Annotated in this window: 7 protein-coding genes; 6 read left to right on the top strand and 1 reads right to left on the bottom strand. The window is 75.5% G+C overall.

Annotation, left to right across the window (positions count from 1 at the left end):
• Positions 1-132 precede the first annotated feature (132 nt).
• The gene (locus DQ240_RS21525) at positions 133-552 is read right to left on the bottom strand and encodes a DUF5313 family protein (RefSeq protein WP_113841752.1); all 420 of its coding nucleotides are present in this window, start codon (positions 550-552) and stop codon (positions 133-135) included.
• A 103-nt stretch (positions 553-655) separates the two neighbouring features.
• Between DQ240_RS21525 and DQ240_RS21520 the strand changes: the two genes are divergently transcribed.
• From DQ240_RS21520 to DQ240_RS21495, 6 genes are all read left to right on the top strand, one after another.
• Positions 656-1,087: a CBS domain-containing protein gene (locus DQ240_RS21520; RefSeq protein WP_113841751.1), complete on the top strand. Its 432-nt coding sequence runs from the start codon at positions 656-658 to the stop codon at positions 1,085-1,087.
• A gap of 55 nt (positions 1,088-1,142) precedes the next feature.
• On the top strand, positions 1,143-2,060 hold the full coding sequence (rarD, locus tag DQ240_RS21515) for an EamA family transporter RarD (RefSeq protein WP_113841750.1): 918 nt from the start codon (positions 1,143-1,145) through the stop codon (positions 2,058-2,060).
• Positions 2,061-2,139: 79 nt separating this feature from the next.
• The gene (locus DQ240_RS21510; protein WP_113841749.1) at positions 2,140-2,508 is read left to right on the top strand and encodes a DUF3263 domain-containing protein; all 369 of its coding nucleotides are present in this window, start codon (positions 2,140-2,142) and stop codon (positions 2,506-2,508) included.
• 11 nt (positions 2,509-2,519) lie between these two features.
• Complete coding sequence (locus DQ240_RS21505) at positions 2,520-4,148, top strand: LytR C-terminal domain-containing protein (protein ID WP_113841748.1); 1,629 nt, start codon at positions 2,520-2,522, stop codon at positions 4,146-4,148.
• A gap of 59 nt (positions 4,149-4,207) precedes the next feature.
• Positions 4,208-7,087: an alpha/beta fold hydrolase gene (locus DQ240_RS21500; protein ID WP_113841747.1), complete on the top strand. Its 2,880-nt coding sequence runs from the start codon at positions 4,208-4,210 to the stop codon at positions 7,085-7,087.
• A complete protein-coding gene (locus DQ240_RS21495) occupies positions 7,084-7,956 on the top strand; it encodes an ABC transporter permease (protein ID WP_113841746.1) in 873 nt (290 codons plus the stop codon). The genes DQ240_RS21500 and DQ240_RS21495 overlap by 4 nt, the downstream gene beginning before the upstream one ends.
• Positions 7,957-7,995 lie beyond the last annotated feature (39 nt).

Here is a 7,995-nt window from a genome sequence, read left to right as displayed (position 1 = left end):
GCCAAGACCGTCGCCCGCACCAGCCGAGGGGAGGTCCGCAAGAAGCGGGCATCGATCCAACGAACGACGTCCTGAGCGTCAAGGATCAACCGACGTAGCTCCGTCAAGCATCAACCGAAGCTGGACATCGGCTCAGTCGAAGCTGCCGGCGCCGTCGACCCGGTACGGCGCCCGCCGCTCGAGCTGCGCGCGTTCGGTGCGCTCCTCGCGCAGTGCCGCCGCGGTCCCCGCCGGGTACCCGGCCTTGGCCACCCGGTGCTCGGTCGTCTCGACCATGAACGCCAGGGAGAAGGTCAGGCCGATGAGCAGCCCGCCCAGGGCCGCCGACACCCGGTAGGCCCACGGCATCGGCACGAGCAGGCACAGGGCGACCAGCGGCAGCATCTGCACGACGGCGCGCGCGACGTGCCGGCGGATCCAGCCCGGCTCCGTGGTGTCGGCGAGCACCCACGGCGCGAACCGCTCGGGCAGCCCGCCGCCGAGGGCGTAGCGGAGCCACCGGAGGGCGCCGGGGCGGGGGAGGGCCGGCGCCGCGGTCTGCTGTGTGCGCACACCCCGACGGTAGGCCTCCTGGGGGAACGGGGGGAGTGGCATTGCCACGCAGATGTGACCGCGAGCACACTCCTGGCCGTCGCCCGCGTCCCGAGGAGGTCCCGTGCAGATCGCGCAGCTGCTCCGCCACAAGGGCCCGGAGGTGGCCACGGTCGACCGGGAGGCCACCGTCGCGGCCGCCCTCGCGCTGCTCGCCGAGCGTGGGATCGGGGCCCTGGTGGTCTCCCCGGACGGCCGTTCCATCGAGGGCATCGTCACCGAGCGGGACGTCGTCCGTGCGCTGCCCGAGCGCGGACCCGCCCTGCTCGACCAGCCGGTGTCGGCGCTGATGACCCCCGACGTCCGGACCTGCGTGCCCACCGCCTCGGTGCACGACCTCGCGCGCACGATGACCGACCACCGCATCCGGCACGTCCCCGTGGTCGAGGACGGCGCCATGGTCGGCATCGTGTCGATCGGCGACGTCGTCAAGGCGCGGCTCGACGAGCTGGAGCAGGAGCGGGCGCAGCTGGTCGACTACATCCAGACCGCCTGATCCGGCGTCGTGAGCCCGGCTCACGACCCCGGCTGGCCGGGCGTACGGTTCGGCGGTGCAGGAAGGCCGCTCCGGGGTGCTGTTCGGCCTCGGCGCCTACCTCCTGTGGGGCGTCTTCCCCCTGTACTTCCGCCAGCTCGAGCCCGCCGGTGGCCTGGAGATCGTCGCCCACCGGGTGCTCTGGTCGGTCGTCTTCGTCGCGCTCCTGCTCACCGTCGTCCGGCGCTGGCGCCAGGTGCCGCCGGCCGTCACCGACCGCCGGACCCTCCTGGTCCTCGCGACCGCCGCCGTCCTCGTGACGATCAACTGGCTGGTCTACGTGGTGGCGGTCAACTCCGGGCACGTCGTCGAGGCGTCGCTCGGCTACTTCATCAACCCGCTGGTGAGCGTGCTCCTGGGCGTCGTCTTCTTCGCCGAGCGGCTCAGACCGCTCCAGTGGACGGCGGTCGGGATCGCCACCGTCGCGGTGCTGGTCCTGACCCTCGACTACGGCCGCCCCCCGTGGATCGCCCTCGCCCTGGCCGGGAGCTTCGGGCTGTACGGCCTCATGAAGAAGCTCGTGCGCGTGGACCCCGCGCCCGGGCTCTTCGTGGAGACGGCCGTCGTGCTGGTGCCCGCGGTGGTCTTCCTCGCCGTCCTGCACGGCCGCGGCGAGGGGACGGCGGGCAGCGAGGGCGCCGGGCACCTGCTGCTGCTCATGAGCGCCGGCATCGCGACGGCCATCCCGCTGCTGCTGTTCGCCGCGGCGAGCCGCCGCGTGCCGCTGTCGACCATGGGGCTGCTGCAGTACGTGACGCCGCTGATCCAGCTCGCCGTCGGCGTCTTCGTCTTCTCCGAGCCGATGCCGCCGGCGCGGCTGGCCGGCTTCGTCATCGTCTGGGTCGCCCTGGCGGTGTTCAGCCTCGACAGCCTGCGCAACGCCCGCGCCGGCGCCCGCCGGCGGGCCGCCGACACGGTGCCCGAGCCGGTCTGACGACGTCGAGAACGTCGGTACCCCGGACTACCGTCGCCTCAGCGCTCCTTCCCCGCGCGCACGAACCGGAGGACGTCCGATGCACCCCGAACCAGCTCCCGCGGTCTCCCCGCCGGGGGGCGAGGGAACCCCGCCCGGGTCCGCCGTCCCGGCACCGGTGGCCGAGGCCGCCCCCCAGGACCCCGGTCCCGTCCTGACCGAGCGCGAGCAGGAGATGCTCGCCTTCGAGCGGCAGTGGTGGCGCCACGCCGGCGCGAAGGAGACGGCCATCCGGGAGCGCTTCGGCCTCGCCCCCACGCGGTACTACCAGGCGCTGAACGCGCTGGTCGACCGGCCTGCGGCGCTCGCCGTCGACCCCCTGCTCGTCCGCCGTCTCCGACGCCTGCGCGCCGCGCGCGGGCAGCGTCGTTCGTCGCACCTGCTGGGAAATGACAACCGTGTTGTCTAGATTCGAACACCGTGGGGAGGCATGACGCACCAGGCGGTGACGGACGGGACCGGGGGAACCCCTCGGCCCCGCTGAACCGTCGCCGGACCGACGCGCGCACCCCGCCCCCGGCCGAGCTGCCCGACGACCTCGGCGACCACCCGACGTCTCCTGCCCGCAGCCGCGCCGACCGGCGCCGCGAGGGCCTGCTCGAAGCCGGCATCGACCCCGGTCGTCCGCCCCGGCTGGGCCCGCCCGCCCCGCCGTCGCCGGCCCGCCCGGCCGCCGCGCAGCCCGCCCGCCTGGCCGGCCGGCCGGCCGCGCCGTCCCGGCCGGCCGCGGCGGTCCCGCCGGCTGCCGCAGCCGCGGCTCCCGCCCGTCCGCGACCGGTCGAGCCCCCGGCGCCCGCGACCGCCCGACCGCCGGTCTCCGCTCCCGTGACGGCCGCCGTGGCCGCCGCGCCGTCGCGCACCCCCGCGCCGGTGGCCCAGCCGCCGGCGTCGGTCCCCGGACCGCGGACCACGATGGCGCCGTTCCAGGCCGTCCCCACGCCGGAGCCGACCGAGCACCCGTCGGCGCCGCTGCCGGACGTCTCCTCGCCGGGTTGGGACCGCATCCGGCTCGACGAGCCCCCGGCCGCCCCGCCGACCGTCGTGCCGGGCGAGCCGGAGCGACCCGCCGAGCCGTTCCGCGCCCCGGTCGGCCCGCCGCCCGCCACGCCCAACGGCAACCCGGCCTACCGCGACTGGACCAGGCCCTCGGGCGCCGGGGCACCCCCGGCCACGACGGCGATCCCCGACCGGGAGATCGTCCGCGGCCGGGTCTCGGCGCCGGAGACCGTCGTCCCGGCCACGGAGGTCCCCGGCACCGGGGCGTACGACGAGCGGTTCGGTGAGGAGCCGTTCCCCGACCAGCGCCTCGACGAGGACGACCGGTTCTCCGGCGGCCGCGGCTCCGGCCTGCCCACCGGTGCCCGCGCCGCGAGCGGGCCGGACAGCGGCTCGCACACCGGCGTCGTGGGTGGTCGCGCCGCGCTCCGCGCCGAGCGCCGGGCCGCGGAGGAGGAGCGCCGCCGCGAGGACAAGCGCAAGGGCGTCCGGCACGTCCGCACGCCGGTTCCCGGCACCGAGGACGACGAGCCGGCCCCGACCCGCCGTCGCGGGCTGGCGGCGCTGGTCGCCGTCGTCGTGGTCGCGCTGCTGGTCCTGGGCGTGTACTCCTTCACCTCCCCGGACACGCAGGAGGCCTCCGACGGCCGCGACCAGGCCGCGCCCACCACCTCCGCGCCGGTGCAGACCAGCGGTGCTCTCCCGCCGCTGAGCGTCGAGCCGCTGCCCCCGGTCGAGGAGGCCCCGGCCACCCCCGTGCGGGTGCCGGTCACCGTCCTCAACGCGACGGGCGTCACCGGCCTGGCCGGCAGCATCGCCGGTGTGCTCGACGAGGGCGGCTGGCCGACGGCGGAGACCGGCCCGTACGAGGGCGCCGACGTGCCCGTCACCACCGTGTACTTCACCGAGGGCGACGAGACGCAGCGGCAGTCGGCGCTCCAGCTGGTCGAGGCCCACCCCGAGGTGACCGGGCCGGCGGTGCGCTTCTTCGAGGTCTCCGAGACCGCCGCCGACGGGCTGGTCGTGGTCGCCGCCGGAGACTGGCAGCCCTGACGCATCCGCCGGGCGGACACCTCCGGAACACCATCGTGTCGCCGTCCGTTGGCCGCTGCGTGCGCCGCCCTCACCGCGGGCCCGAACGTCCCCGCCCGCGCCCCGGCGCCCGGTCGACGCTCGTCGCCCTGCTGACGCTCCTGTTCTCCGGCGCCCTCCTCGTCGTCGTCCCCCCGGCCGCCGCGGCCGAGGTGACCACCGAGGACGCGATGGTCCCCTCGGGGACCGGCGCGGACGCGGTCGAGCTCGACACCACGCTCTACCTGCCCGACGCCGACGACCCGGCTCCGGCCGTCGTCCTGGCCCACGGCTTCGGCGGCAGCAAGGAGTCGGTGGCCGGCGACGCCCGGGACCTCGCCGGGCGCGGGTTCGTCGTCCTCACCTTCTCCGCCCGCGGCTTCGGTGTCAGCACCGGTCAGATCGGCCTGGACGACCCGCGCTACGAGGTCGCCGACCTCTCCACGCTGCTGGACCTGCTCGCCGACCGCGACGACGTGCTGCTGGACGGCCCGGGCGACCCGCGGGTCGGCGTCGCCGGAGCCTCCTACGGCGGGGCGCTGTCACTGCTGGGCGCCGCCTACGACGACCGGGTGGACGCGATCGCCCCGCAGATCACCTGGAACTCCCTGTCCGCCGCGCTGTTCCCGAACGCGTCCGGCTCCGTCGACGCCGCCACCGTCGCCGCGACCCCGCAGGGCGACGGCGGGGTCTACAAGCGGCTGTGGGCGGGCCTGTTCTTCGGCGTCGGCTCCGTGCCGACGGGCGGCGGCCTGCTCGAGGCACTGGGTGGCGGCGGAGGAGGGGACGCGGCGGACCTCCCGCAGATCGACCCGACCACGCTGGACCCCGACGCCGTCGACCAGTTCCTGACCTGCGGCCGCTTCCGCGCCGACATCTGCGCCGCCTACGGGGACGCCGCCGCGACCGGCACGCTGACCCCGGAGATCGCCGAGATCCTCGACCGGAGCAGCCCGGCCGGCGTCCTGGACCGCATCACCGCGCCCACCCTGCTGGTCCAGGGCACCCGGGACTCGCTGTTCGGTCTGGGCCAGGCCGACGCCAACGCCCGGGGCATCGCCGCGAACGGCACCCCGGTCCGGGTGGTCTGGTACGACGGCGGGCACGACGACGCCGGGTCCGACCGGGTCGCCGGCGCGCTGCGCGACGAGGTCGCCGGCTGGTTCTCCTGGCACCTGCGCGATGCCGACGACCCCGCCCGCGGCAGCGACCCGGGCACCGGCTTCGAGTTCCCCGCACCGACCGGCATCGCCACCACCGGCCTCACCGTCCAGGGCGGCAGCGCCGCGCGGACCGTCGTCGCCGACGCCTACCCCGGCCTGGACGACGCCGAGCCCGCCGAGCGCAGCGCCGTCCCGGTCTCCGGACCGGCCCAGCCGGTGGTCACCCCGGCCGGCGGGTCGCCCGCGGCGCTGACCACCGTGCCCGGGCTCGGCGCGGTCACCGCGGCGCTGGGCGGGGCCACCGTGGAGATCCCCGGCCAGTTCGCCACCTTCGCCAGCCGGCCCCTGGACGCCGCCGTCGAGGTGGTCGGCGCCCCGACCGTCGACCTCGCCGTCTCCTCGCCCAGCGGGGAGGCCGTGCTGTTCGCCAAGCTCTACGACGTCGACGCCGACGGCGGCCTGACCCTGCCGTCCGGGCTGGTGGCGCCGCTGCGGCTCAGCGGCGTCTCCACCGACCCGGCGGCGCCCACCGAGGTCTCCGTCGCCCTCCCGGGGATCGTGCACCGCTTCGAGGCCGGGCACACGATGCGCGTCGTCGTCTCCACCACCGACCAGGGCTTCGCGTTGCCGGCGGAGCCGACCGTCTACTCCGTGGCGCTCGCCGACGGCGACGGCGCGGTGCTCTCCGTGCCCGAGGTCGAAGGCACGCCGGTCGGGGACAGCGCCGCGACCCGCTGGTGGGTCCTGCTCGGCGTCCTGGTCGCCCTGGGCCTGCTCGGGTGGCTCGCCGCGCGGCTGTGGGGCCGGCGGCAGCGCCGGCGGGTGTCGGAGGTCGAGCCCGACGGCGAGGACGTGCCGCTGCGCTTCGAGGGCGTCACCAAGGCCTACAAGGACGGCTTCGTCGCCGTCCGGGACCTGTCGTTCGAGGTGCGGCGCGGGCAGGTTCTGGGCCTGCTCGGCCCGAACGGGGCCGGCAAGACGACGTCGCTGCGGATGCTCATGGGGCTGATCCGGCCGACCGAGGGGCGGATCAGCGTCTTCGGCCACGCGGCCGGACCGGGCCAGCCGGTGCTGTCGCGGCTCGGCTCGTTCGTCGAGGGCACCGGCCTGATGCCGCACCTGTCCGGCCGGGAGAACCTGCGGCTGTACTGGGCGGCGACCGGGCGTCCCGACGCGGACGCGCACATGGAGGAGGCCATCGAGGTGGCCGGCCTCGGCGCCGCCATCGACCGGCCGGTGCGCCGCTACAGCCAGGGCATGCGGCAGCGGGTGGCGATCGCGCAGGCGATGCTCGGCCTGCCCGACCTGCTGGTGCTCGACGAGCCGACCAACGGGCTGGACCCGCCGCAGATCCACGCGATGCGCGACGTGCTGCGCTCCTACGCGGCGACCGGGCGCACGGTGATCGTCTCCAGCCACCTGCTCAGCGAGATCGAGCAGACCTGCAGCCACGTGGTCGTGATGGCCAAGGGGCAGAAGATCGCGCAGGGCACCGTCGAGGAGATCGTCGGCACCGGCGGTTCGGTCCTCGTGGGTCTGGCCGACGAGGCGGACGAGGCCCGGGCGATCGCCGTCCTCACCGGGCTGCCGGGCGTGACCGCGGAGCGGGGCGACGACGGGCTGGTCGCCGACCTCGGCACCGGCGTCTCCCGGGCGGCGGCGCTGCAGGCACTGGTGGCGGCGGACGTCGCGGTGGACCAGTTCACCCCGCGACGGCGGCTCGAAGACGCGTTCCTGGCGCTGGTGGGGGAGTCATGACCGCGACCCGGCACGTGCAGCCGACCGGAGCGGTCGCCGGCTACCGGCCCGAGCGCACCCTGCGGCTGTCGGTGGAGCTGCGCCGGCAGTTCAAGCGGCGGCGCACGATCGGCGCCCTCGGGTTGATGGTCGCGCTCCCGCTGATCCTCATCGCGGCGCTGAAGTTCGGCGCCAGCGAGGACGCGCAGGAGAACAGCCGGCTGAACCTGGTCGACGTCGCCACCTCCGGCGGCCTCAACTTCACGCTGTTCGTCCTGTTCGCCACCACGAGCTTCTTCCTGGTGGTGGTCTACGCGCTGTTCTTCGGCGACACCGTCGCCAGCGAGGCGCAGTGGGGGTCGTTGCGCTACACGCTCGCGACGCCGGTCCCGCGGATGCGCCTGCTGCGGCAGAAGTTCGCCGCGGCGCTGCTGCTGTCGGTCGGTGCGCTCGTCGCCCTGACCGCGGTCGCGGTGGTCGCCGGCGGCATCGCGTTCGGCTTCGACGCCATCCGGACCCCGCTCGGGGTGACCCTCGACCAGGGCGAGGGGATGCTGCGGCTGGCCGGCATGGTCGGCTACCTCGCCGTCCACCTGCTCGTCGTCGGCACGCTGGCGTTCTGGTTCTCGACGATCACCGACGCGCCCCTGGCCGCCGTCGGTGGCGCGGTGTTCACCGTGTTCGTGTTCGCGATCCTCGACGAGGTGGAGCAGCTCGGCTCGATCCGCGACTGGTTCCCGACGGCGGGGTCGTTCGCCTGGACCGACCTGCTGCAGACACCGGTCGACTCCGGTGACCTGTTCCGCGGCGTCATCCAGTCGCTGGTCTACGCCGCCGTCTTCACGGCACTGGGCTTCCGCCACTTCGCCCGCCGCGACGTCACCTCGTGAGCGGAGTCGCTCGAGTGCGGAAACCGCACTCGAGCGACT

This window comes from Blastococcus sp. TF02A-26 (assembly GCF_003319125.1).
Lineage (GTDB): Bacteria > Actinomycetota > Actinomycetes > Mycobacteriales > Geodermatophilaceae > Trujillonella.
The sequence above is the reverse complement of the archived record's forward strand: the minus strand, read 5'-3'. Positions and strand labels throughout refer to the sequence as shown.